Annotated in this window: 23 protein-coding genes and 1 tRNA gene; 4 read left to right on the forward strand and 20 right to left on the reverse strand. The window is 69.7% G+C overall.

The annotated features are described in order from the left end of the window. Positions 1 to 341: 341 nt before the first annotated feature. Both BQ8420_RS06630 and BQ8420_RS06635 read right to left on the reverse strand, forming a co-directional pair. On the reverse strand, positions 342 to 1370 hold the full coding sequence (locus BQ8420_RS06630; RefSeq protein ID WP_087096936.1) for a glutathione S-transferase family protein: 1029 nt from the start codon (positions 1368 to 1370) through the stop codon (positions 342 to 344). Positions 1371 to 1467: 97 nt separating this feature from the next. Then, entirely contained in the window at positions 1468 to 1875 is a 408-nt protein-coding gene (locus BQ8420_RS06635) for a RidA family protein (RefSeq protein WP_087096937.1), read from the reverse strand. A 204-nt stretch (positions 1876 to 2079) separates the two neighbouring features. On the opposite strand from BQ8420_RS06635, the gene BQ8420_RS06640 reads away from it, so the two are divergent. Further along, positions 2080 to 3462, forward strand: coding sequence for an NAD-dependent succinate-semialdehyde dehydrogenase (locus BQ8420_RS06640; protein ID WP_087096938.1), 1383 nt, complete (start codon positions 2080 to 2082; stop codon positions 3460 to 3462). Here BQ8420_RS06640 and BQ8420_RS06645 read toward each other — a convergent pair. The 4 genes from BQ8420_RS06645 to BQ8420_RS06660 form a co-directional block, all read right to left on the reverse strand. Continuing rightward, on the reverse strand, positions 3440 to 4531 hold the full coding sequence (locus BQ8420_RS06645; RefSeq protein ID WP_087096939.1) for an FAD-dependent oxidoreductase: 1092 nt from the start codon (positions 4529 to 4531) through the stop codon (positions 3440 to 3442). The genes BQ8420_RS06640 and BQ8420_RS06645 overlap by 23 nt on opposite strands. Positions 4532 to 4545: 14 nt before the next feature. Beyond that, positions 4546 to 5568 (reverse strand): maleylacetate reductase, encoded by a 1023-nt coding sequence (locus BQ8420_RS06650; RefSeq protein ID WP_087096940.1) that lies wholly within the window; start codon positions 5566 to 5568, stop codon positions 4546 to 4548. A 5-nt stretch (positions 5569 to 5573) separates the two neighbouring features. Beyond that, on the reverse strand, positions 5574 to 6545 hold the full coding sequence (locus BQ8420_RS06655; protein WP_087096941.1) for a ring-cleaving dioxygenase: 972 nt from the start codon (positions 6543 to 6545) through the stop codon (positions 5574 to 5576). A 152-nt stretch (positions 6546 to 6697) separates the two neighbouring features. Then, positions 6698 to 6771 (reverse strand) — tRNA-Pro (locus BQ8420_RS06660). 135 nt (positions 6772 to 6906) lie between these two features. Between BQ8420_RS06660 and BQ8420_RS06665 the strand changes: the two genes are divergently transcribed. Together BQ8420_RS06665 and BQ8420_RS06670 are read left to right on the forward strand one after the other, a co-directional pair. Then, positions 6907 to 7833, forward strand: coding sequence for a helix-turn-helix domain-containing protein (locus BQ8420_RS06665; protein WP_087096942.1), 927 nt, complete (start codon positions 6907 to 6909; stop codon positions 7831 to 7833). Next, positions 7830 to 8378 (forward strand): dihydrofolate reductase family protein, encoded by a 549-nt coding sequence (locus tag BQ8420_RS06670; RefSeq protein ID WP_087096943.1) that lies wholly within the window; start codon positions 7830 to 7832, stop codon positions 8376 to 8378. Before BQ8420_RS06665 ends, BQ8420_RS06670 begins: the two co-directional genes overlap by 4 nt. A gap of 3 nt (positions 8379 to 8381) precedes the next feature. On the opposite strand, the gene BQ8420_RS06675 is transcribed toward BQ8420_RS06670, so the two are convergent. Continuing rightward, on the reverse strand, positions 8382 to 8870 hold the full coding sequence (locus BQ8420_RS06675) for a DUF523 domain-containing protein (RefSeq protein ID WP_087096944.1): 489 nt from the start codon (positions 8868 to 8870) through the stop codon (positions 8382 to 8384). 99 nt (positions 8871 to 8969) lie between these two features. Between BQ8420_RS06675 and BQ8420_RS06680 the strand changes: the two genes are divergently transcribed. Beyond that, positions 8970 to 10409, forward strand: coding sequence for an MFS transporter (locus tag BQ8420_RS06680; protein WP_087096945.1), 1440 nt, complete (start codon positions 8970 to 8972; stop codon positions 10407 to 10409). A gap of 62 nt (positions 10410 to 10471) precedes the next feature. Here the strand turns inward: BQ8420_RS06680 and der are convergent, their stop codons facing one another. The 13 genes from der to BQ8420_RS06745 form a co-directional block, all read right to left on the reverse strand. After that, positions 10472 to 11908 (reverse strand): ribosome biogenesis GTPase Der, encoded by a 1437-nt coding sequence (gene der / locus BQ8420_RS06685; protein WP_087096946.1) that lies wholly within the window; start codon positions 11906 to 11908, stop codon positions 10472 to 10474. Positions 11909 to 12092: 184 nt separating this feature from the next. Next, positions 12093 to 12782 carry a (d)CMP kinase gene (gene cmk / locus BQ8420_RS06690; RefSeq protein ID WP_087096947.1) on the reverse strand — a complete coding sequence of 230 codons (690 nt, stop codon included), beginning with the start codon at positions 12780 to 12782 and terminating at the stop codon, positions 12093 to 12095. 89 nt (positions 12783 to 12871) lie between these two features. After that, positions 12872 to 14017 (reverse strand): prephenate dehydrogenase, encoded by a 1146-nt coding sequence (locus tag BQ8420_RS06695; protein ID WP_087096948.1) that lies wholly within the window; start codon positions 14015 to 14017, stop codon positions 12872 to 12874. A gap of 56 nt (positions 14018 to 14073) precedes the next feature. Beyond that, entirely contained in the window at positions 14074 to 14436 is a 363-nt protein-coding gene (aroH, locus tag BQ8420_RS06700; protein WP_087096949.1) for a chorismate mutase, read from the reverse strand. 115 nt (positions 14437 to 14551) lie between these two features. Next, complete coding sequence (locus tag BQ8420_RS06705; protein ID WP_087096950.1) at positions 14552 to 16168, reverse strand: pseudouridine synthase; 1617 nt, start codon at positions 16166 to 16168, stop codon at positions 14552 to 14554. After that, positions 16155 to 16739, reverse strand: a complete 585-nt coding sequence (scpB, locus tag BQ8420_RS06710; protein ID WP_087096951.1) for an SMC-Scp complex subunit ScpB — start codon at positions 16737 to 16739, stop codon at positions 16155 to 16157. The genes BQ8420_RS06705 and scpB overlap by 14 nt, the downstream gene beginning before the upstream one ends. Then, positions 16736 to 17596 carry a ScpA family protein gene (locus tag BQ8420_RS06715; RefSeq protein WP_087096952.1) on the reverse strand — a complete coding sequence of 287 codons (861 nt, stop codon included), beginning with the start codon at positions 17594 to 17596 and terminating at the stop codon, positions 16736 to 16738. The genes scpB and BQ8420_RS06715 overlap by 4 nt, the downstream gene beginning before the upstream one ends. Positions 17597 to 17710: 114 nt before the next feature. Next, positions 17711 to 18169 (reverse strand): hypothetical protein, encoded by a 459-nt coding sequence (locus BQ8420_RS06720; RefSeq protein WP_369825475.1) that lies wholly within the window; start codon positions 18167 to 18169, stop codon positions 17711 to 17713. Then, entirely contained in the window at positions 18142 to 19101 is a 960-nt protein-coding gene (locus tag BQ8420_RS06725; protein ID WP_087096953.1) for a ParA family protein, read from the reverse strand. The genes BQ8420_RS06720 and BQ8420_RS06725 overlap by 28 nt, the downstream gene beginning before the upstream one ends. A 302-nt stretch (positions 19102 to 19403) precedes the next feature. Continuing rightward, positions 19404 to 20405, reverse strand: a complete 1002-nt coding sequence (locus BQ8420_RS06730; protein ID WP_200815837.1) for a site-specific tyrosine recombinase XerD — start codon at positions 20403 to 20405, stop codon at positions 19404 to 19406. A 14-nt stretch (positions 20406 to 20419) separates the two neighbouring features. Continuing rightward, positions 20420 to 21079: an NUDIX hydrolase gene (locus BQ8420_RS06735; protein ID WP_087096955.1), complete on the reverse strand. Its 660-nt coding sequence runs from the start codon at positions 21077 to 21079 to the stop codon at positions 20420 to 20422. Between the two features lie 40 nt (positions 21080 to 21119). After that, positions 21120 to 22760 (reverse strand): CTP synthase, encoded by a 1641-nt coding sequence (locus tag BQ8420_RS06740; RefSeq protein ID WP_087096956.1) that lies wholly within the window; start codon positions 22758 to 22760, stop codon positions 21120 to 21122. A gap of 270 nt (positions 22761 to 23030) precedes the next feature. Next, a complete protein-coding gene (locus tag BQ8420_RS06745) occupies positions 23031 to 23954 on the reverse strand; it encodes a hydroxymethylglutaryl-CoA lyase (protein ID WP_087096979.1) in 924 nt (307 codons plus the stop codon). Between the last annotated feature and the right edge of the window lie 72 nt (positions 23955 to 24026).

Below are 24026 nucleotides of genomic sequence, written 5' to 3' on the forward strand. Positions count from 1 at the left end.
CCCCGCCCAACAACCCCAAGGAACACGACCTCAGGCGCACCACCACAGGCCTACGAGACGCCCGACAACCCCAAGGACTCCCTCCTCAGGCGCCCCACGCACTCCACACAGCTCCACGCGCCTACCCGCGAGGCGCCCACCCGCGAGCGCCCAACAAGCCCGACTGCCTGAGACCTGATCCGGAAGTTCCTCCGGCTCTGGGACCAAGGGCAGCGCCAGCCACCGGTGCAGCAACCGGAGCTCCCCTCGCCCCCCGAACCCTCAACCCTCCGAACCCTCAACCTTTCGTGCCCTCGCCCCTCCAAACCCTCAGCCCTCCGAACCCTCGCCCCTCCGAACCCTCAACCCTGCTCCTCCAAAGGCGGGACGTGCTCGCCTTCCGGGGTGGGGCCTGGCGGAGTACCGTCCCCGAACGGACGACCGCCCAGCTCCTCCCGACGGTGCGGGGTGAGCCAGCCCTGGGGGTCCGGGCCGACGGCCACGATCCCGGTGGGGTTGATGGCGGTGTGCACCGCGTAGTAGTGGACCCGGATGTGCTCCAGGTTGGTGGTGTCGCCGAACCCGGGGGTCTGGAACAGGTCGCGGGCGTAGGCCCACAGGGCCGGGTATTCGATGAGTTTGCGCCGATTGCACTTGAAGTGGCCGTGATAGGCGGCGTCGAAGCGCACCAGGGTGGCCCACAGGCGCAGGTCGGCCAGGGTGATGTGATCGCCGACCAGGTAGCGGCGTTCGGTCAGGCGTTCCTCCAGGGCGTCCAGACGGGCGAACACACCTTGTACCGCCGCGTCGTAGCGCTTCTGGTCGGGGGCGAAACCGGAGCGGTAGACACCGTTGTTGAGGTCCTGGTACACCTCGGCGCTGACCGTGTCGATCTCCTCGCGCAGCTCCTCCGGGTACAACGGTGGCGCGCCGGCGCGGGCCAGGCCGCCCCACTCGGTGGCCATGTCCACACTGATCTGGTCGTAGTCGTTGGAGACCAGGTGGCCGGATGCGACGTCCACGAGCCCGGGCACACTCACGCCGCCGTCGTAGGCGGGATCGCGAGCGAGGTAGGCCTCGCGCAGGGCGTGGATGCCCAGCACCGGGTCCTTGTCGTCGGGGCTGCCGGTGCGTTCGGTGAACACCCAGTGCGGGTCGCCTTCGATGATCTCCTGCACCGGGTCGGTGATGGCCAGCGAGACCACCTGTTCCAGTCCCATGAGACGGCGGGTCATCACCACCCGGTGCGCCCAGGGGCAGGCCCGGTTGATCACCAGCCGGTACCGCCCTGGTTCGGCGGTGCGTCCGAAGCGCCCGTCGGAGGTGACCCGGTCGGCGAAGGCCGCGGCGTCGCGCTTGATCTCCTCGGTCGGCATTCGGTTGGCCCGCATGTCACACCCTCCGTGTTCTGGGAACCTGTCTCTCCCCCGATCCTAGATCGACCCCACGCCGCGAGGCCGGTTGTCCACAGGCCGAATTCGTGTGGGTTCACTCGCGTAGGGCGGCCACGGACTCGATCTCCACCAGTTGGTCCTGGTAACCCAGGACCGTGACGCCCAGCAGGGTGCTGGGAACGTCGTGCTCACCGAAGGCGTCCCGGACCACTTCCCAGGCCGTCACCAGATCCTCCTGGGACGTGGAGGCGACCAGTACCCGGGTGCTGACCACGTCGGTCAGTGCGGCGCCGGCGTCCGCGAGGGCGGTCTTCAGGTTGGCCACGCACACCGCGGCCTGCCCGGCGTAATCGCCCACGGCGGCGGTGGTGCCGTCATCGTTCAGCGGGCACGCGCCGGCGGTGAAGACCAGGCGCACCCCCGGCGGGACCGTGGCGGCGTAGGCGTACTCCGCGACGTCGGACAGGGCGGCGGAGCGGATGAGGGTGACGGCGCTGTTCATCGGGTTCCTTCGTGGTGGTGGTGGGGGGGGAATCGTCGGACACCGGGCACACTAGCGCCGGCCCGAAGGTCCCCCCAACGGGTTTTCGCGGCGGGCCGGTCGCACGGCAAGGTTCTGGCAAATCACAAGGACAGCGGCAAAGAGGACGTTTCGCCCCCCGCGTCGAACGAGCAGGGGACCCATAAGCCGGATGGAGGGAATCTCATGGCCTACGCGACCACGAACCCCTACACGAACGAGACCTTGGCGACGTTCCAAGGCATCGGGGACGAGGAACTGGACCAGGCCGTCCACACCGCGCAGAGGACCTTCGAGTCCTGGCGCACCAAGTCCTTCGACGAGCGCAAGGAGGTGGTCGGACGCGCCGCGAGCATCCTGCGCGAGCGGCCCGACGAGTTCGCTCGTCTCCTCACCTTGGAGATGGGCAAGCTGTACAGCGAGAGCATGGGCGAGGTCGACCTGGCCGCCTCGATCCTCGACTACTACGCGGACAACGCCGAGGAGTTCCTCGCCCCCGAGCGGGTGGCCACCGAACACCCGGACGCGGGAGAGGCCGTCGTCGTCAGCGACCCGATCGGGGTGCTGCTCGGGGTCCAACCATGGAATTTCCCCTACTACCAACTGGCCCGGTTCGCGGGCCCCAACCTCATGGCGGGGAACGTGGTGATGGTCAAGCACGCGTCGATCGTCCCGCAGTCCGCCGCGGCCTTCGAGCGGCTCTTCCGCGAGGCCGGCGCGCCGGAGGGCGCCTACACCAACGTCTACGCGAGCAAGGATCAGGTGAGTCGGACGATCCGGGACTCCCGGATCCGCGGGGTCGCGCTCACCGGCAGCGAGGGCGCGGGCGCCAGTGTCGCGGCGCACGCGGGCGAGGAGTTGAAGAAGAGCACCCTGGAACTCGGCGGCAGCGACGCCCTGATCGTGCTCGCCGACGCCGACCTCGACCTGAGCGTCGAGCGGGCACTCTGGGGCCGGCTCAACAACGCCGGTCAGAGCTGCGTCGCCGCCAAGCGGATCATCGTCGTGGAAGAGGTCGCGGACGAGTTCCTGCGGCGGTTCAGCGAGGGGTTCGCCCGGCTCAAGGCGGGTGACCCGTTCGACTCCGACACGACCCTGCCGCCGCTGTCCTCGCAGAGCGCCGCCGACGACCTCGACGCGCTGGTGGACGAGGCCGTCGACCACGGCGCCTTGATGATCACCCCGGGCGATCCCGTGCCGGAGGAGGGCGCGTTCGTCCAGCCCAGGATCCTCACCGGCGTCTCCCGGGACAACCCGGTCTACGACAAGGAGTTCTTCGGCCCCGTCGCCCTCTTCTTCCGCGCGGCGGACGAGGACGAGGCGGTGCGGATCGCCAACGACTCCACCTTCGGGCTGGGAGGGTCGGTGTTCACCGAGGACACCGCCCATGGTGTGGAGGTCGCCAAGAGGATCGAGACCGGGATGGTCTTCGTGAACCACCCGACCTGGACCAGGCCGGACCTTCCATTCGGTGGCACCAAGAGGTCCGGCTACGGGCAGGAACTCTCCGAGGCGGGGATCCAGGAGTTCGTCAACAAGAAGCTGATCAACGTGATGCCGACCGGTTAGGGAGCGCGTCCCTCACCTGACGGGCGACGGCACGCCCGGCCCGGTTGGCGCCGATGGTGCTGGCCTGTGGTCCGTAACCGGCCATGAACAAACCCGGTCTACGGACCGCTCGGCCGTCCTCCACCCACAGCCCTCCCTCGGGTTCACGCAGGCGCAACGGGGCCAGGTGGGAGAGTTCGGCGCGGAAACCGGTGGCCCAGATGATGGCGTCCACCGGTTCGAACGTGCCGTCCGCCCAGCGCACTCCGTCGGGTTCGATCGCGGTGAACATCGGCCGCTCCACCAGCAGGCCGCGGTCGCGACCGGCCAGGTTGGCGGGGGTCGCGGGCAGCCCGGTACCGCTGATGATGCTGGGCAGCCGCCGCCCCGCCCGCGCCGCCTCGTCGGCGGCCCGTACCGCGTTGATCGGGCCCTGGGGATCGTTCACGAAGGTGACCGGTCGCCGGGTGGTCCAGACCGTGCTCGCGGCGACCCCCTCCAGTTCGCGCAGGAATCCCACCGCGGAGGTGCCGCCGCCCACCACCAGGACGCGTTTGCCGGCGAAGTCCTCGGCGGACCGGTACTCGGGGGTGGAGACCTGGATTCCGCGGAAGTCCACGGCGCCCGCGAAGTAGGGCCGGAACGGGCGCGCCCAGGTGCCACTGGCGTTGACCACGACCCGCGAGACGACCTCGCCCCGGTCGGTCACGACCCGGAACCCCTCGTCGTGGTCGTGTACCCCTCGTACCCGGACCGGGCGGACCACCCGCAGATCGAAGGCGTCCTCGTAGCGGCGGTAGTAGTCGCGGACCACGTCGCGGGCGGGGCGTTCGGGGTCGGCGGTCTCGAAGCTCAGCTCCAGTTCCCGCATGCCGGGCAGGTCGTCGACCTTGTGGGCGTCGTCCAACCGCAGCGCCTCCCAGCGGAACTGCCAGGCCCCGCCGGCGTCCGGGCCCCGGTCCAGGATCACGAAGTCGACCCCGGGTTCCAGTCCGAGCCGGCGCAGGTGCCAGGCCGCCGAGAGCCCGGCCTGCCCGGCGCCGATGACGACCACGTCGGTCTCCTCGGGCAACCCCACCACGTCCGTCATCGTCTCTCCAGTCCTCATGCCGGCCTTCGAGCATGCCAGGCGTCGACCAACAGCGCCTCGACACCCTCCCGTTCCGGTGCGCGCGGGTTGGGGTAGGGCCGCGCGGTGGCGAGCTCGGCGGCCCGCGCCAGGTCTGCCTCGGCCATGCCGAGGTCGCGCAGCGATGTGGGGCCCCCGACGCTCACGACGAGGTCGTGGACGCCGCGCGCGGCGTCGTCGGTCCCCATCGCCTCCGCGACGCGGCGCATCACCTCGGGAGCGGCGGGCGCGTTGTAGGCCATCACGTGCGGCAGGACGACCGTGTGGGTCGCGGCGTGCGGCATCGCGAACGACCCGCCCAGGGTGTGGCAGAGCTTGTGGTGCAGTCCCATGCCGACGGCTTCGAGGCACGTCCCGGCGAGCCAGGCCGCGCGCAGCAGGTCCCCTCGGGCCGCCACGTCGGCCGGCGAGCCGGCGACCACGGGAAGGGCCCGGGTGATCAGCGTGATCGCCTCCAGCGCCTTCTCCTCGGTCGCCGGGTCGACCTCCGGTGCGTACAGGGCCTCCACGGCGTGCGCCATGGCGTTGACCGCGCTGGTCACCGACACCGCCACCGGCAGGTCCAGGGTGAGGTCGACGTCGTAGACCACCGTGTCCGGAAGGATCTCCGGTCCGGATCGGGTGGTCTTGCGTCCGTCCACGGTCTCTCCGAGAACGGACGTGACCTCGGATCCGGCGTAGGTGGTGGGGACGATGACCTGCGGCAGCCCGGCGCGTACCGCCAGGGCCTTGGCGAGTCCGGTCGTCGATCCGCCACCGATGGCGACCAGGCAGTCGACGGAGTGCTCGCGCACGAGTCGAAGCGCGCGCTCGGTCACCTCGACCGGGGTGTGCGGAGCCGCCCCCGCGAACTCCGCAGCCAGAAGCGGACCGAGGGCCGCACGCATCCGGTCCACCGCACGCCCCGAGGGTGAGGAGAGCAGGAGCGCCCGGGACGCACCAAGCCGCTCGACCTCCTCCCCCACCCTGTTCACCGCGCCCGCGCCGAAGACCACCATGGAGCTCACACCTTCTGTGCTTCGGGGTTGTTCTCGGCGGGCAGGTTCAGCTGCGGAAGCGCTCTCTGGATCTGCTCGCGTCGGGGCTCCAGCCACGGCGGTAGCTTCAGGGCACGGCCGAGTTCGAGCAGGGGCTCATCGACGTCGAAACCGATGTCGTCGGTGGCGATCTCGAACAGGGTGCCGCCCGGTTCCCGGAAGTAGATCGAGTGGAAGTACTCCCGGTCCAGGATCTCGGTGACGTTCATGCCCTTGTCGATGAGCTCGTCCCGCCACGCGCGCTGGGTGGCGTCGTCGGGCACCCGCCAGGCGACATGGTGGACCGTGCCGCCCGCGACCAGGCCCTGTGGAGCGTTCGGGGTGACCAGGACGTCGACCAGGGTGCCCGGGCCACCGTCACCGGCCGCGAAGCGGAGTTTGTCACCGTGTTCGCCGATGTAGCGCAGGCCCAGACCGTCGGTCAGCATGTCGACGGAGGCGTCCTCCTTCGCGACCTGCATGGTCACCGAGTGGAGCCCGCGGATCGCGTATTCGGCGGGAACCAACGGGGTGTCCCACGGGTTGCGCGGGTCTCCCTGAGGGTGCGCGACCAGGGACAGGCGCAGCCCATCGGGGTCGAGGAAGGTCAGGGCCTCCTCCTCGCCGGGGATTCCGCTCCGTGTGCTCTCGACGCCGACCTTCTTCAGGTGCTCCTCCCACCAGCCCAGGGAGAGCTCGGGGTTGGAGAAGGACGTGGTGGTGGCCTGCCCGGTGCCATGGCGGCCGGGGGTCACCCCCTCCCAGGGAAAGAGGGTCATGAGCGTGCCGGGTGTTCCCTCGGCGTCACCGTAGTAGAGGTGGTAGACGCCGGGATCGTCGAAGTTCACGGTGGTCTTGACCAGGCGCAGACCCAGCGTTCGCGCGTAGAAGTCGACGTTGCGCCGGGGGCTCCCCCCGATCGCGGTCACGTGGTGCAGCCCGTCGGTCTTGATCGCCATGCCCTCACTCCTCAGATTGCCTCGCTAAGATGAATCTATCTCAGAAATTTCTTCCTAGCAAGACATTTGCACAGGAGTCACCTCTGCGCACTCGTGAAAACACGAAAGGGCCCACCTCATGGTGAGCCCTTCGTCGAACCGCTATTTCGCTGTCGGGACGGCGGGATTTGAACCCACGACCCCTTGACCCCCAGTCAAGTGCGCTACCAAACTGCGCTACGTCCCGGCCGTCGGACCGGCACCGTCTCCGGTGCGGCCAACGGAGTCGACTCTATCGCATCCCCCGGACCGTTCACGCCACCCGCCAAGCTGCGCAAGATCGGTCAAGCGCATCCGAGGGCCGGGTGAACATACTGGGCACATGACCGACCCCACCACCGGGCGCGACCGGCTGCGTGAGCTGCTCGACGCCGTCCTGGACGAGGACAACGCCCGCCTGAGCGACATGGCCGGGCAGGCACACGCCTCACCGTTCCACTTCAGCCGCACCTTCGCCCGTGACACCGGAGAATCACCCGTGGCGCTGCGCCGCAGGGTGTTGTTGGAGAGGGCCGCCTGGCAGATCGGCCAGGGCAGCGGTGTCACCGACGCCGCGTTCGCCGCCGGATACGAGTCCGTCGAGGGGTTCACCCGCGCGTTCGCACGCGCGTTCGGTCACCCGCCCAGCGCCACCACGGCCGGCAGTGGCCGGTGGCTGACCGCACCCAACGGGGTCCACTTCCATCCGCCGTTCCACCTGTGGGTGGAGGAGAACCCGAAGGGACGACCCGGCATGGACCTCACCACCTTCCAGGTGCACCACGACATCGACGACACGGCACTGCTCATCGACCTGGCCGCCGGCCTGTCCGAGGAGGAGTACCGGAAGGTGCGCTCCCCCGGTCGGACCGTACTGATCTGGGACGGGCCGGAGGAGTCGATCGCGCAAGGGCTGGAGTGCCTGGTGCGGTCCAAGGAGATGTGGCTGGCCTCCATCGAGGGGGCCGACTTCCCCGAACACGGGGACGACGACCCGGCGTCGCTGCGGGAACGGCACCGTGAGGCGGGGGCACGGTGGATCGCCACCATCGGTGACATCGGCCGCCGGGGCGCCTGGAGCGACCGGTTGATCGACGCGCTGTGCGATCCACCGGAGAGCTTCGTCCTGGGCAGCGTGGTCGTGCACGTGCTCACCTTCGCCGCGCACCGGAGGCAGTCGGCACGGCACATGCTGCGCGAGGCGGGCGTGGAGGTGGGCCACGGGGATCCCATCGAATGGCTACAGGACCGATACGGAGGAACGACATGACCAGGACCGTCTACGAGACCGCCACCAGCTTGGACGGGTTCATCGCCGACCAGGACAACTCTTTGGAGTGGCTGTTCGCGGTGGAGGGCGCTCAGGAAGGTGAGGCGATCGACTCCACCGCCGAGTTCATCAACGGCGCGGGCGCGATCCTCACCGGGGCGACCACCTACGAGTGGATCCTCCAGGAACAGGGGCACAAGCCCTGGCCGTACCAGACCCCCACCTGGGTGCTGACCCATCGCGACCTGCCCCGGGTCGAGGGGGACCTGCGGTTCCTCAGCGCCGACACCGACGAGGAACTGCGCGCACTGCACGAGGAGATGGTGAGGACCGCCGACGGCAAGGACATCTGGGTGGTCGGCGGTGGACGCGTCGCCGCCGAATTGGCCAGGTTGGGGCTGCTCGACGAGGTACGGGTGTCGGTGGCCCCGGTCAGTCTGGGCGGCGGAGCACCCCTGTTGGACGGCCGGGTCCGGCTGCGACCATTGTCGGCCCGGCTCGCGGGCGCGTTCGCCTGCCTGAACTACGCGGTGATCAAGGACTGACCTCTAAGGTGCGTCCAGCAGGGTCGCCGCCTCCGCCACCTGCTCCTCGTCCAGCACGGGGATCCCGTGTTCGCGAAGCAGGTGCGCGGTGACCCCCTCCCCCGGGACCTTGCGCCCGGCGAAGGTGCCGTCGTAGACCACGCGCGAACCACAGGAGGGGCTGGACTGCTTGAGCAGCGCCACGGCCACACCGTGCGCCTGCGCGGTGGCCAGCGCCGCGCGGGCGCCGGAGACGAAGTGGTCGGTCACGTCCACGCCCTCGGGGGTGAGGATGCGGGCGCGACCGGCGAGGACGTCGGCGGCGTCGGCGCCCGGTTCGATCTCGGCCGGTGGCCGGGGCACGGGCAGCCCGCCGGCGATCTCGGGGCAGTGCACGACCAGACGCCCCTCGCCGCGCCAGCGTTCGACCGTGGTGTCGTCCACCGGTTTGGCCCGCCCGTCATAGCGGACCCTGCGGCCCATCAGACAGGCGCTCACCAGCACTTTGCGCATACGACCACGCTACCGGGCCGTCGGCACGTCCACGTCCCACGCTTTGGTCACTCATGGTGCTTACCTGGGTGCTTCAGGTGAGCACTTGGAGGGGAAGACGTGAGCGAGACACCATCCGAGAGCGGGGCGGACCCCAAGGGAACCCGGGTACTGGAGACCGACCACCGCACCACGCGCAAGGCCGTCACCGCCGCGGCCATCGGCAACGCGACCGAGTGGTTCGACTTCGGTGTCTACAGCTATCTGGCCACCACGATCGGTCTGGTGTTCTATCCGTCGCAGTCGGGCGGAGTCCAGTTGATCGCCACCTTCACCACCTTCGCCGCGGCGTTCCTCGTCCGACCGCTCGGCGGCATGTTCTTCGGCCCGCTCGGCGACCGTGTCGGCCGTAAGCGGGTACTCGCCTTCACCATGCTGCTCATGGCGGTGAGCACCTTCGCGATCGGGCTCATCCCCTCGGCCGAGACGATCGGCGTCGCCGCCCCGATCCTGCTTCTGGTCGCACGCATGTCCCAGGGCTTCTCCACCGGCGGCGAATACGGTGGCGCGACCACCTTCATCGCGGAGTACTCGCCCGACAAACGTCGAGGGTTCCTGGCCTCCTGGCTGGAGTTCGGCACCATCAGCGGCTACGTCGCCGGCGCCTCCATCGTCACGCTGATGACGATGGCCTTGGGCGACCAGGCCATGCTGGAGTGGGGTTGGCGGGTCCCGTTCCTGTTGGCGCTTCCGCTGGGCGCCATCGGCCTCTACCTGCGCGTCAAACTGGAGGACACCCCGATCTTCGAGGGCTCGACCGAAGGCTTCGCCAAGGATTCCGCCGGTGGGCGCCGCAAGGGTCAGCTCCGTGAGACCTTCGTCGGACAGTGGCGCGCCATGGTGCTGTGCATGGGGCTGATCCTGGTCTTCAACGTCAACAACTACATGGTGACGGCCTACCTGCCCACCTACCTGGAGACCGAACTCGGCTATGGCGCCTCCACGGGGCTGGTGGTCACCCTGGGCGGCATGGTGTTCATCCTCGCCACGGTCGCTCTGGTCGGGCATCTCAGCGACCGGGTGGGCCGCAGGCCGGTGTTGTTCTCCGGAAGCCTGCTCTCGATCGTGCTGTCGTTGCCGGCCTTCTGGCTGATGCAACAGGGCAACCTGTGGGCGGTCGCCTTCGGCGTGGTGGTCCTGGCGATCACCCTGGTGCACTTCTCCGGCGCGGGGCCCGGTGCCCTACCGGCGTTCTTCCCCACCAAGGTCCGCTATGGCGCACTGGCCGTCAGCTTCAACGTCTCGGTGGCGCTGTTCGGTGGTACCACCCCGCTGGTCTCCGAGTCGCTCATCCAGGCCACCGGCAACCTCTACGCCCCCGCGTGGCTGCTCATGGCCGCGGGCGTGGTGGGCGTCCTCGTGGTGTGGCGGATGCGGGAGAGCGCCGGCCGGCCGTTGCCGGGCGCACCGGCCATCCCGGTTCCGAGTCCACGGAGGAGCGGGGAGTCGGGCCCGAGGGTGCGTAACAGTAACGTCCGTCGGCTGCCCTCGGACTCCTGACCGAAAAACGAGGAGAGGGCTCCCCGCCTTCGGGGAGCCCTCCTTCGTTCACGCTCGGACCATCAGCGGCGGCCGCCGCCGGACTTGCGGTCGGGGCGCACACTGCCCTTGGAGGCACGACCCGGGGCCATGCCCTTCTTCTCCCGGATGCGCATGCTGATGTGCACCGGGGTGCCCTGGAAACCGAAGTCCTCGCGCAGACGCCGCTCGATGAAGCGGCGGTAGTTGTCCTCCAGGAACCCGGTCGTGAACAGGATGAAGTGCGGCGGACGCGAGCCCGCCTGGGTCCCGAACAGGATCTTGGGCTGCTTGCCACCGCGCGCCGGCGGCGGGGTGGCCGCCACCAACTCCTTCAGCCAGTTGTTGAGCTGACCAGTGGTGATGCGCTGGTTCCATCCCTGAAGGCTGGTCTCGATCGCCGGAACCAACCGCTCCATGTGGCGACCGGTGGTCGCGGAGATGTTCACCCGGGGCGCCCACGCCACCCGCGACAGCTGCCGGTCGATCTCCTTCTCCAGGTAGGTCCGGCGCTCATCGTCCAGGATGTCCCACTTGTTGAAGGCCAGGACCAGACCGCGCCCGGCCTCGACGACCTGCTCGATCACCCGGATGTCCTGCTCGGCGAGCGGCTCGCTGACGTCCATCAGCACCACCGCCACCTCGGCCCGCTCCAGGGCGCTGCCGGTGCGCATGGTCGCGTAGTAGTCGGCGCCCTGCAGCGCGCGGAACCGGCGACGGATACCTGCGGTGTCGATGAACTTCCAGGTCTGACCGCCCAGCTCGATGAGTTCGTCGACCGCGTCACGGGTGGTACCCGCGACGGAGTCCACGACCACCCGGTCCTCACCGGCCACCCGGTTGAGCAGGCTGGACTTGCCGACGTTGGGCCGACCCAACAGGGCCACCCGAGGCGGACCGTCCTCGCCGTCGCTCTCGTCGTCGCCCTGGGGCGTCTCTGGGAAGGCCTCCACCACGGCGTCGAGCAGGTCGCCGGTACCGCGACCGTGCAGGGCACTGATCGGGAACGGCTGCCCCACACCGAGGTTCCACAGGTTGAGGGCGTCGGCCTCCTGCTGACCACCGTCGACCTTGTTGGCGGCCAGGATCACGGGACGCTTGGTGGCGCGCAGTACCCGGGTGACGGCCGCGTCGGCGTCGGTGATGCCGACCGTGGCGTCCACCACGAACATGATCACGTCGGCGGTCTGCGCCGCGTACTCGGCCTGGCGGGCGACCATGGCGGCCAGCCCACTGACGCTGGTCTCCCAGCCACCGGTGTCCACCAGGGTGAATCGGCGGTTCTGCCACTCGGCGTCGTAGGCGACCCGGTCGCGGGTCACGCCCGGGACGTCCTCGACCACGGCCGCGCGGCGACCGATGATCCGGTTCACCAGACTGGACTTACCGACGTTGGGTCGACCGACCACCGCCACGACGGGCAGGACCGACTCGGTGTCCTCGGACTCGTGTCCTACATCGGACACGTCGAACTCACTCATTGCTCACTACTCCCGGTTCGAGGTCCTCGCGCGCCCAGGATGCGTGCCGCGAGGATGCTGAAGGATTCGACGCGATCGCCACGTGAATCACTGCGGGCGCCCCTGGTGAGGCGCCCGTACTGCCACAGGGGGCAACCCCCGTGGTGGGTTCGATGTTCCCCCGAAGGGGAGGGTGTGACCGGCGCTACCCGACCTTGGCCTCGTCGGCCAGCTGGACCACCAGGGCGACGACCTCGACCAGGGTCAGGCCGGTGGTGTCGAGCTCGGTGGCGTCGGCGGTCTGGGTCAACGGCGAGTGGGCGCGGCTGGAGTCCAGCTTGTCGCGGCGGACCAGGTCGGCCTGGGTGGCGGCGATGTCGCCGGTCCGGACCTCCTTGCTGCGCCGCTGCGCGCGGGTCTCGGCGCTGGCGGTGATGAACAGCTTCACCGGGGCGTCGGGGGCGACCACCGTGGTGATGTCCCGGCCCTCGACGACGATGCCGGTCGACTCCGCCCTGGCCGTCTCGATGACCTCGCGCTGGGTGCGCACCAGCAGTGCGCGCGCCTCGGGCACCGCCGAGACCGCACTGACGTTGGTGGTGACGTCCTTGCCGCGGATGTCGGTGGCCACGTCACGACCGTCGACCGCCACCGTGGGCGCGTCCGGGTCGGTTCCCATGGAGATCACGGGACGCTCGACGTTGGCGGCCACCGCGGCGGCGTCGTGCACGTCCACCCCGTGGTGCAGCATCCACCAGGTCAGGGCCCGGTACATGGCCCCGGTGTCGAGGTAGCGCAGCCCACGCGCCTTGGCCACACCCTTGGCCGTGCTCGACTTGCCCGACCCGGAGGGACCGTCGATGGCGATGACGATTCCTGTGCCCTGCGCACTCACTACTGCTGTCTCCCTCGACCGATCCACTGCTTGCCGACGCCCCAGCCTACCTTCGCGCGGCTCGCCCCCGGACCATGCGCCGGGTGGTCTCACACCCCCGGGTGGACCGACCATCCGTCGGCCGACAGCGCCTCGGCGAGGGTGTCCACCGCCTCGGGCAGCACGTACAACTCGGCCACACCCAGCGGCAGGCCCGGACTGTGTTCGATCCGCACGTCCTCGATGTTGACCCCGGCGGTGGCGGCCGCCGCGAACAGGCGACCCAACGAGCCGGGTTCGTCGGGGATGACCACGGGGATGACGGTGTACTCCGGGCGACGGACCGAACCGTGCTTGCCGGGGAGGCGACCGTGCCCGGAACGGCCGCGCTCCAACAGGTCCCGGACCGGTTCGATCGGTGCGCCGTCCGCGTCGTCGGCGGCGTCGATGACGGCCCGCGCGCGCAGCGCCTCGGCGGTGGCCGCCAGGTCCGCGGCCACCTCGCCCAGCACCCGCGCCACCGGGGCGGCGTTGTGCGTGAGGATCTCCTCCCACATGAGGGGGTCCCCACCGGCGATGCGGGTGACGTCGCGTACGCCCTGCCCGGCCAACGCCAACGCGGTCTCGTCCCCGCCCAGCAGCCGCGCGGCCACCGCTGAAGAGGCCACGTGCGGAACGTGCGAGACCAGCGCCACCGCCCGGTCGTGCGCGTCACCGTCCAACACCAGCGGGTCTGCGCCGCAGAGCCGGGCCAGTTCGATCACCGCCGCCACCGATCCGGGGTCGGCCTTGCCGGTGGGACACAGCGCCCAGGAGCGGCCCAGGAACAGGTCGGCACGGGCCGCGCCGGGTCCGTGCTTCTCCCGCCCGCCCATGGGGTGCCCGGGCACGAACGTGGCCATGTCACAGCCCGACCGTTCGGCCTCGCGCAACACGCTCGCCTTCACGCTGGCCACGTCGGTGTACACCTGGGCCAGTCCGCGGTTCTGGGCGTCGCGCAACACCGAGGGGATGACGGCCGGAGGGGCGGCGATCACCGCGAGGTCCGCCGGGGCGGTCTCCGTCGCCTCGTCCAAAGGGCGTCCGGCGCCCAGATCACAGGCCAGGCGAAGGGACGCCGCGTCGGGGTCGGACAGCGTGACGTCGACACCGCGCCCACGGAGGGCCAACGCGATCGACGTACCGATCAGACCGGTGCCGACCACGATCACCCGACGTAGGTCGGTCCGCCGTTCCCCGGCCGTGCCGATGCTCACTCGCCTGTCCCCCGACTTCGACTTCGTCCCGAAAACCCCAGGGTACGGCCTCGCGCCTACTGGGCGATGTCCAAGCGCAACGCCTGGGCGCCGCGAAGATAGACGTGCTGGACCTCCGAGCGGGGAAGGTCGGTCTCCACGTGCGCCATGAGCCGCACCACCCGAGGCAGGGCGTGCGGCACGGCGATCTCGGTGGCGCACATCAGCGGCACATCGGCGAACCCGAGACCACGCGCCGCCAACGCCGGGAACTCACTGGTGAGATCGGGTGTGGCGGTGAACACCACACTGATCACGTCGTCCGTGGTGAGATCGTTGCGCCGCATCACCTCCGAGACCAACTCGGTCGTGGCCTCCAACACCTGCTCACGTTCGTCCGCGTCGACCTGCACCGCTCCACGGATGGCCCGTACCGCCACGTTCTTCCCGCCTCGTCCTCGTGCCCGCGCCGCCCGCGTACACGGGTCCGTGTACGCGTGACGGCGGCCACCCCGGTTCGGGGCGACCGCCGTCAACTGTATCGACAGCGCTCGGTTACAGCGCCGCCTCCTTGTACAGTGCGCCGACCTCACGCTGGCTGAGCGCGCGCATGGTGCCCAGCTTGAGGGTGTTCAGGTCGATCGGACCGACCTGGGTGCGAGCCAGGTCCGCGACCGGGTGACCCACGGCCTCCATGAGACGACGCACGATGTGCTTGCGCCCCTCGTGCAGGCGGATCTCCACCATGGCCTGGTGGTCGTCGTTGTCGACCACACGGAAGGAGTGGACCTGTACGGGGCCGTCCTCCAGGTCCACGCCCTTCTCCAGCTCGCGCACCACCCGGTGCGGCACCGGACCGGCCACCTTGGCCACGTAGGTCTTGATGACCTTGTAGCGCGGGTGCGTGAGCCGGTTGGCGAGTTCCCCGTCGTTGGTCAGCAGGATGAGACCCTCGGTCTCGGTGTCCAGCCGACCGACGTGGAAGATGCGCTCGGAGGTCTGACCGGCGTAGTCGGCCAGGGTCGGGCGCCCCTGCGGGTCCCACATGGTGCTGACCACGCCACGGGGCTTGTTCAGCGCGAAGTAGAGCTTGTCCGGGGCGGTGACCACACGCATGTCGTCCACGCGGATCTCGGAGGCATCCGGGTCCACGCGCGCACCGAACCTGCGGACGATCTCCCCGTCGACGCTGACGCGACCGGCGGCGATCATCTCCTCGCTGGCGCGGCGGCTGGCGACACCGGCCGCGGCGAGCGCCTTCTGTAGGCGGATGCCATCGGGCACGTCGGTGTAGGAGTCACGGTCACCGGTGGGACGGTCATCGTCGCGCGGGTCGTAGTCGGCGCGCAGCGCGTTGAGGCGCTCACGGGCCGCCTTGGAGAGCTCGTTCTCGCTCTTGCCCCCGACGGCCGGGGCGGGGCCACGGTGGTCGGGGCGCCCGCCGGACCGGTTGTCGCGGCGCGGACGGTCGTCACGTCGGTCCTGGGAACGGCCACCGCCGCCACGCCGGTCGTCGCGCCGGTCCCGGTCGTTCCGGAACCCGCCACGGTCGTCGCGGCGCTCGAAGGAACGACCACCACGGTCGTCCCGACGGTCGTCACGAGCCTGAGGACGACGATCGTCACGGCCACGGAAACCACCGCGGTCGCGGTCGTCCCGACGCGGACGGTCATCACGGTCGTAGCGTCCGCCACCACCACGGTCATCACGAGCCTGGGGACGACGGTCGTCACGGTCATAACGGCCACCGCCGCCACGCCGATCATCGCGGCGTTCGAAGGAACGACCACCACGGTCATCGCGACGGTCATCACGGGCCTGAGGACGACGGTCGTCACGGCCACGGAAACCACCGCGGTCGCGGTCGTCCCGACGCGGACGGTCATCACGGTCGTAGCGCCCGCCACCACCGCCACCGCCGCGGTCGTCACGGCGGTCCCGGTCGCCCCGGAACCCGCCACGGTCACGGTCTCGGTCGTCGCGCTGGAAACGTCCGCCGCCCCGGCGGTCGTCGCGACGGTCACGGTCGTAGCGTCCGCCACCTCGGCGGTCGTCTTGTTGCTGGGGGCGGCGGCCTCGGCCACCGCGGTCGTCATGGTCGCCGCGCTCACCGCGCGGGGCGTGTCCGTCGCGCCGCTCACCGCGGGGACGTTCGTTATCAGTTGTGCTCACCGGTGTCGTCAAGACCTTCGATGTCGTCGGGGAGGAACGGCGCCAGATCAGGCAGCTCGTCGAGGCCGCGAAGGCCCAACCGTTCCAGGAAATAGGAAGTCGTCCGGTACAACATGGCACCGGACTCGGGGTCGTGACCGGCCTCTTCGATCAGGCCCCTCAGTACGAGGGTACGCATGACTCCGTCGCAGTTGACCCCGCGTACGGCGGAGACCCTGCCCCGGGAGACCGGTTGTCGGTAGGCGACCACCGCCATCGTCTCGAGTGCGGCCTGGGTCAGGCGCACTTCCTGCCCTTCCTTGAGGAAGTGCTCGACGATGTCGGCGCTTTCGGGGCGCGTGTAAACACGCCATCCCTCGGCCACCGCCCGTAGGTCGAAACCACGGCCCTGGTCGGTGTATTCCCGGGACAGGTCCTCAAGGGTTCGGGTGACGATGTCGAGGGGGACGTCCAAGGCGCGCGCCAGGTCGAACTCGGACACCGGCTGGTCGATGACCATCAGGACGGCCTCCAGGTCACGGCGCAGCGTGGGCGGCGCCTTCTCCTGGTGGGCGGTGTGTTCCGCGGTCATGTGCCCTCCCCCGTGTCGGCGGTGTGTTCCGCCTCGTCGTAGTCGCTGTCCACCTCGACCTCGCCTCCGCCGCCGGTCCAGGTGACAAGAAGCTCACCGAGCGGTTCGGGTTGGTCGAACCCCACGTTGGAGGCCCGGTACAGCTCCAGCAGTGCCAGGAAGCGCGCGACGATCTCGAAGGTACCGGTACAGGCGACCGTCAGCTGCGCGAACGTGAGGCGCCCGTGCTCGCGCAGTTCCGTGACCATCAGTTCACCCTGTTCCTTGACCGAGGTCTTGGTCTGGTGGATGTGGGTGACGGGGACGCTCGGCGGTTCCTTGGGAGTGAAGACCATCCCGGCCAGGGCCGCGAACTCCTCGGGGCCGAGTTTGAACAGCACGTCCGGGCGCATGCCGGCGAACCGTTCCTCCAACGGCACCGCACGGGCGTAACGGCGCCCTTGGGAGGCCAACCGCTCGCGCAGGTAGGAGGCGACCTCCTTGTAGGCGCGGTACTGCAACAACCGGGCGAACAGCAGGTCACGGGCCTCCAGCAACGCCAGGTCCGCTTCGTCCTCCACGTCGCCGCGCGGCAGCAGCCGGGCCGCCTTCAGGTCCAGCAGCGTGGCGGCCACCAGTAGGAAGTTGCTGGCCTGGTCCAGGTCCCACGCGTCCCCGTGGGCGCGGATGTGCGCGATGAACTCGTCGGTGACCTTGGACAGCGACACCTCGGTGATGTCGAGCTTGTGCTTCGAGATAAGCCCGAGGAGCAGGTCGAAGGGCCCCTCGAAGTTGTCCAGGTGCACCTGGAAGGCGTTCTCGTCGACCTCGTCGACGTCCGCTGCGGGCGGGGCCGTCCCCTTTCGGTCAGCCGCCATGGTCGGCCCACGTCGTTTCGCACATGCGACAAGGGTGCCACCAGCGCGGACCCTCCGGTGACAGGACGGGCCCGGGCCGCCCGCTCCCCCAGCGTTCGACCCGGGTCCTGCGTGTCATTCCTCGTTCAGCCGACGTACCAGCATGCTGCTCGATCCGTGCTCCTCGAAGTCGGCGAGCAGTACCGCCACCGCTTCACGGACGAGTCGGCCCCGGTCGGCCGACAGGCCGTGTTCGGCCCGCAGCGACAGCCTGGTCTGTTCCAGGGCCAGCAGTTCGGGTCCGGAGACATAGACGGTGATCTTCTCGTCGTGGCGCTGGCGACCGCTGGGCTTGGGCGCCCGGCGGTCGTTCTTGGAACCGCGCCCGGTCTCCTTGGACCTGTCGGCGTCGTCGGATCCGTTGGCCTTGCGCGCGGTGCGCTTCGACGAGCCCTCGGCCGCTTCGTGTCGTGTCTGTTCCGGTACCTGGTGCCGGTCGTCGGTCTCCGGCTGTTCCGGCGCGGGACCGGTGGGGCGGAAGAACATCTCGTCCGCCCCTGGTAGCGTCACGCGCCGTGAACGCTGAGAGGCCACCTCGCCAGCACCTCCTTGGCCAGAGCCCGGTAGGCATTGGCCCCGGCCGAGGACGAGTCGAACCTGGTGATGGGTTCGCCCGCCACGGTGGCGTCCGGGAAGCGCACGGTGCGGTTGATCACCGTTCCGTAGACCTTGTCGCCGAACCCGTCCACGATCGTGGAGAGCACCTCGCGTGCGTGCAGGGTGCGCGGGTCGTACATGGTCCCGAGGAAACCGTCGATGACGAGGTCCTCGTTGAGACGCTCCTGGACCTTCTGGATGGTGTCCATCAGCAACGCCACACCGCGCAAAGCGAAGAACTCGCACTCCAGTGGCACGATGACACCGTCGGCGGCGGTCAGCGCGTTCACGGTGAGCAGGCCCAGCGACGGCTGGCAGTCGATCAGGATGACGTCGTAGTCGTTGATGACCGGGCGCAGTACGCGCCCCAGCATCTGCTCGCGGGCCACCTCGCCGACCAGCTGCACCTCGGCGGCCGACAGGTCGATGTTGCTCGGAATGAGGTCCAGACCCTCGATGTCCGTCTTGAGCAGTACGTCCTCGACCGCCACGTCCCGCTGCATGAGCAGGTTGTACACGGTCAGGTCCAGCTCACGCGGATCCAGGCGGCCCAGCCCCACCGACAGCGCGCCCTGCGGGTCGAAGTCGACCAGCAGCACCCGCCTGCCGTACTCGGCGATGGCGGCGCCGAGGTTGATGGTGGTGGTGGTCTTACCGACCCCACCCTTCTGATTACAGAGTGCTACAATCCGTGCCGGGCCGTGTTCGTCCAACGGCTCGGGCTCCGGATATGTGCGCACCGGTCTCTTGGTGTGCAGATCGGCCCCCGTGTTGCGTGTCGTCCCCCACGGGTTGTTCACCGGGTCGGCGAGTTTCCCCTCGCCGACGGGTGCGGTGTTCGCCGCCTCGTCGTACTCCGACCAGTTCACAACCCTTGACCTCCCCTACGGACCGGCCACGGCCCGTGGGACGCTTGATGTCTCCCACGACTGGCCGCCGTCGGAAACTCAATATGTCGACAGCAACGTACCTTCGTGCGGCGACTCTAGAACGGCGACACGGCGCACTTCAACATGATCCGATGAGTATTCGTCGCCGTGCGTATCCAGGAGGTCCGACCGCACGTATCCTTCCTTCTCGTAGAAGAAGGGTACACACCAGGCACCCTCCTCTCACCCCGAACGACGGGCCTTCCGGCCCCACCTGCCCCGATCCTCCGCCTCGCCGGCGATCACCGTCGCGCCCTCGGATGGCTGGAGGCGTACACCTCCCGCAGCCGCTCCACCGTCACCAGTGTGTACACCTGGGTCGTGGTGACCGAACTGTGCCCCAGCAGCTCCTGCACCACCCGGATGTCGGCGCCGCCGTCGAGCAGGTGCGTGGCGAAGGAATGGCGCAGGGTGTGCGGAGAGATCCCCTCGACCCCGGCCCGCTCGGCCACCGCCGACAACAGCGCCCACCCGCCCTGTCGGGTCAGCCGCCCCCCGCGCGCGTTGACGAACAGTGCCGGACCACCACGGCCGGAAGCGGCCAAGGTCGGCCGTGCCCTGGTCAGGTACCCGCCCAGAGCGCGCCGAGCGTGCGAGCCGAGGGGCACCAGACGTTCGCGCCCGCCCTTGCCACGGAAACGCACCAGCCCGACCTGTGAGCTCTCCCTCACCGCCTCGGCCACATCGTCCGCGTCCAGCCCCACCGCCTCCGACACCCGGGCTCCGGTGCCGTAGAGCAGCTCCAACAGGGCCCGGTCGCGCAGAGCCAGCAGATCCGATCGGGCATCGGAGGCCGGGGCCTCCTCCGGCCCGGACGCCGCCAACAACCGCTCGACCGTGTCCAGGGGGATCGCCTTGGGCAGACGCATCGGCGACGCGGGCGGCGCCACCTCCGCGGCCGGGTCGGTGGCCGCCCATCCCTCGCGCACCGCGAACCTGTGCAGCCCGCGCACCGCCGCCAGTGTGCGCCCGGCCGAGGCGGCACCCAACGGAGCGTGCTCCTCGTCCCCCTCGCGCAGCGCCGTGAGGAAACAGCCCACCTGCCCCGAGGTCACCCCGCCCAGGTCGGCCACACCGAAGGCGTCCAGGTACTCCACGTACCGACGCAGGTCACGCCGGTACGCGGACAGGGTGTTGACGGCCAGCGCCCGCTCGGCGCTCAGATGATCCAGGAAGGCGGCGCGGGCCCGTCCCAGCGGCCCACCCGCGAGTTCGTCCTCAAGGTCACCCGGGCGATCGGTCAACGAACCTCCCCGACTCAGTGCTCGCCGGCCACGGGCAGCGACGCGAACCCGTCACCCGCCGCCGCGTGCGCCGCGAGGATCCCGATGACCGTCGCACCGTTGTGCAGCCGTCCGGAGAGCACGGCGCGCACCGCCTCCTCCAACGGCAGCCACTCGGCGGCCAGGTCGGTCTCCTCGTGCTCGCGCACGAAGTCGATCTCCTCCTCTGGCACCTCGGACAGGTCCCGGGCGAGGAAGAGATGGATGCGTTCGTTGGAGAACCCGGTGCTGGGGAAGAAGTCCGGCAACCGGTGCCAGGTGGCGGCACGCAGGCCCGCCTCCTCCACCAGCTCACGGCGGGCGGTGGCCAGCGGCCCCTCCCCAGCCACGTCCAGCACACCGGCGGGCAGCTCCCACAGGGTGTGTCCGACGGCATGCCGGTACTGGCGCTGCAACAGCACCCGACCACGCTCGTCCAGGGCCAGGATCGCCGCCGCACCCGGATGGTCCATGTAGTCGCGGGCCGCCACGGTACGTCCCTCACCGTTGGCGCCGGGCATCTCCACCCAGTCCGTGCGCATCCCGCACTTGGCTCCGCGGAATCGCTCCTCGGAGCGTTCCACCGGCCACGACTCGGGGGCGTCCGCGACCCTCGCGTACGCCCCCGTCGTCTCTTCTGCGACCCGGTCGGTCATTCGGCCCCTCTCACGGCTCGGGCCCCACCGACCGACCGCCTCAGGACTCCTTGTACTCCAGCGCGGCGGAGATCAGCCCGCGGAAGAGCGGATTGGCGTTGGTCGGGCGGGACCGCAGCTCCGGGTGCGCCTGCGTCGCGATGAAGAACGGGTGGACGTCCCGGGGCAGTTCCACGTACTCCACCAGCTTGCCATCAGGGGAGAGTCCGGAGAACACCAGGCCCGCCTCCTCCAGCTTGGGCCGGTAGGAGTTGTTGACCTCGAACCGGTGACGGTGACGCTCGGAGACCTGCGCCTGCCCCTCGTACAGGTCACGGGCCAGGGTGCCCTCGCCCAAGGCGGCCGGGTACAGGCCCAGCCGCATCGTGCCGCCCATGTCACGGTCACCGGCGACCACGTCCTCCTGGTCCGCCATGGTGGCGATGACCGGGTCGACGGCCTTGTCGTCGAACTCCAGGCTGTTGGCGCCCTCCAGCCCGAGCACGTTGCGGGCGAACTCGATGACCATGCCCTGCAGGCCCAGGCAGATGCCCAGCAGCGGGATCCCGTTCTCACGGGCGTAGCGGATGGCGCCGAGCTTGCCCTCGATGCCGCGCACCCCGAAACCGCCGGGGATGAGGACGCCGTCGGCTCCGTCGAGCTCGGCCGCCGCACCCGAGGGGCTGGCGCAGTTGTCGCTCGCGACCCAGCGGATGTTCACCCGGGTGTCGGTGGCGAAACCACCGGCGCGCAGCGCCTCGCTGACCGACAGGTAGGCGTCGGGCAGGTCGATGTACTTGCCCACCATGGCGACGGTGACCTCGTGGTCGGGCTGGTGGACGCGGCGCAGCAGTTCGTCCCACTCCGTCCAGTCCACGTCCCGGAAGGGCATGCCCAGGCGGCGCACGACGTAGGCGTCCAGGCCCTCGCGGTGCAGCACCTTGGGAATGTCGTAGATGGAGGGGGCGTCGGGGGTGGAGACCACACCGGCCTCGTCCACGTCGCACATGAGGCTGATCTTGGCCTTGAGGCTCTGGGTGATGGGCCGGTCCGAACGGCACACGATGGCGTCGGGCTGGATACCGATGCTGCGCAGCGCCGCGACCGAGTGCTGGGTCGGCTTGGTCTTCATCTCGCCGGCGGGGCCCAGGAACGGGATGAGGGACACGTGCAGGAAGAAGCAGTTCTCCCGGCCGATCTCGTGGCGGATCTGACGGACCGCTTCGAGGAAGGGCTGCGACTCGATGTCGCCGACCGTGCCACCGATCTCGGTGATGACGATGTCGACGTCGGGTGCGTCCATCGCGTAGATGCGCGACTTGATCTCGTTGGTGATGTGCGGGATGACCTGCACGGTGTCACCGAGGTAGGCGCCCTGCCGTTCCTTGGCGATGACGCTGGAGTAGATCTGACCGGTGGTGACGTTGGCGGACGCGGACAGCTCCACGTCCAGGAAACGCTCGTAGTGGCCAACGTCCAGGTCGGTCTCGGCACCGTCGTCGGTGACGAAGACCTCGCCGTGCTGGAAGGGGTTCATCGTCCCCGGGTCGACGTTGAGGTAGGGGTCCAGCTTCTGCATGGTGACCCGCAGGCCTCGCGACTTCAGGAGTCGACCCAGGCTGGAGGCGGTGAGGCCCTTACCAAGACTGGAGGCGACGCCGCCAGTAACGAAAAGGTGCTTGGTACTCGCGGCGGATGCCAAAGTGTTGCTCCCGTGGTGTGAGTGGCTACGGCGGGCTCAAACGAGCCGAGCGGCCGTGCGGCGGTCCGGGTCCGAGCGGCGGCCATGCCGTTCCAACACGTCGGACTCCACGGGGCACCAGAATAACAGGCCCCCCGTTCGCCCACACCGGGCAACCTACCCCCACCGCGCCCGGTTCGCCGCACCCACCCGGACGCTCTCCCCCAAAGACCGCTGCGGCGGCACTTTCGCGCTTCGCCACCACCGGAGTGGTGGCGAAGGCAACACCGATCAGGTGGGAAAGTTGCCGGCGCGACCCAGGTAGGCGGGCGGGGACTTGTCGAGCCGCTCTCCCATCCAGTCACCCAGGGCCGCGGCCTCCGACAGGCTCACCCCGGTGCGCAGGCCACTGCGGTGCAGCAGGTAGAGCAGGTCCTCGGTGCCGATGTTGCCGGTGGCGGCCGGGGCGAAGGGGCACCCACCGAAGCCGCCGAGGCTGGAGTCCAGCACCCGCACACCCTCCTCGACCGCCGCCAGCGCGTTGGCGTAACCGGTGTTACGGGTGTTGTGGAAGTGACAGCGCAGGGTCCGCCCGGGCGCGGCCTCGGCGGTCAGCCGCAGTAGTTCCCGGACCTGGGCGGGGACACCCACGCCGATGGTGTCGGCCAGCGCGATCTCCACCGCGCTCGTCTCGGCGATCCGGCGCACCACCTCGGCGACCCGCTCGGGGGCGACCTCGCCGTCGAAGGGGCAGCCGAAGGCGGTGGAGACGGTGACGCTCAACGGCACCCCGGTGCCCTGGAGGGCCTGGTCCATGTCGACCAGGGCGTCGAGCATCTCCTCGACCGTGCACCCCTGGTTGCGCACACAGAACCCGTCGGTGGCCGGCACCGCGACGTTGACCTCCGAAACCCCGGCCGACAGGGCCCGGTCCAGGCCGCGCCGATTGAGCGCCAACCCGATGAAGGACACCCCCGGCTCCCGCCGGACCCCGGCCATGATCTCCTCGGCCCCGGCCATCTGCGGCACCCGCTTGGGGTTGACGAAGCTGACGGCCTCGATCCGCCGCACCCCGGCGGCGACCGCCCGGTCGATCAGCTCGATCCGGTCCTCGACCGACAACACGGTGGACTCGTTCTGCAGGCCGTCTCGCGGCCCCACCTCGATGATCTCCACGTGCTCGCCGCCCTCGGGCCCACGGTCGTTCGCGGTCATCAGGTCCACCTCTCCACGCTCCGTCGCGTCCGTCGCCCCCAGGCTAGGGGAGGACGAACGTGACCCCCCTCA

The sequence above is a fragment of the Nocardiopsis sp. JB363 genome (assembly GCF_900143625.1).
Classification (GTDB): Bacteria; Actinomycetota; Actinomycetes; order Streptosporangiales; family Streptosporangiaceae; genus Nocardiopsis.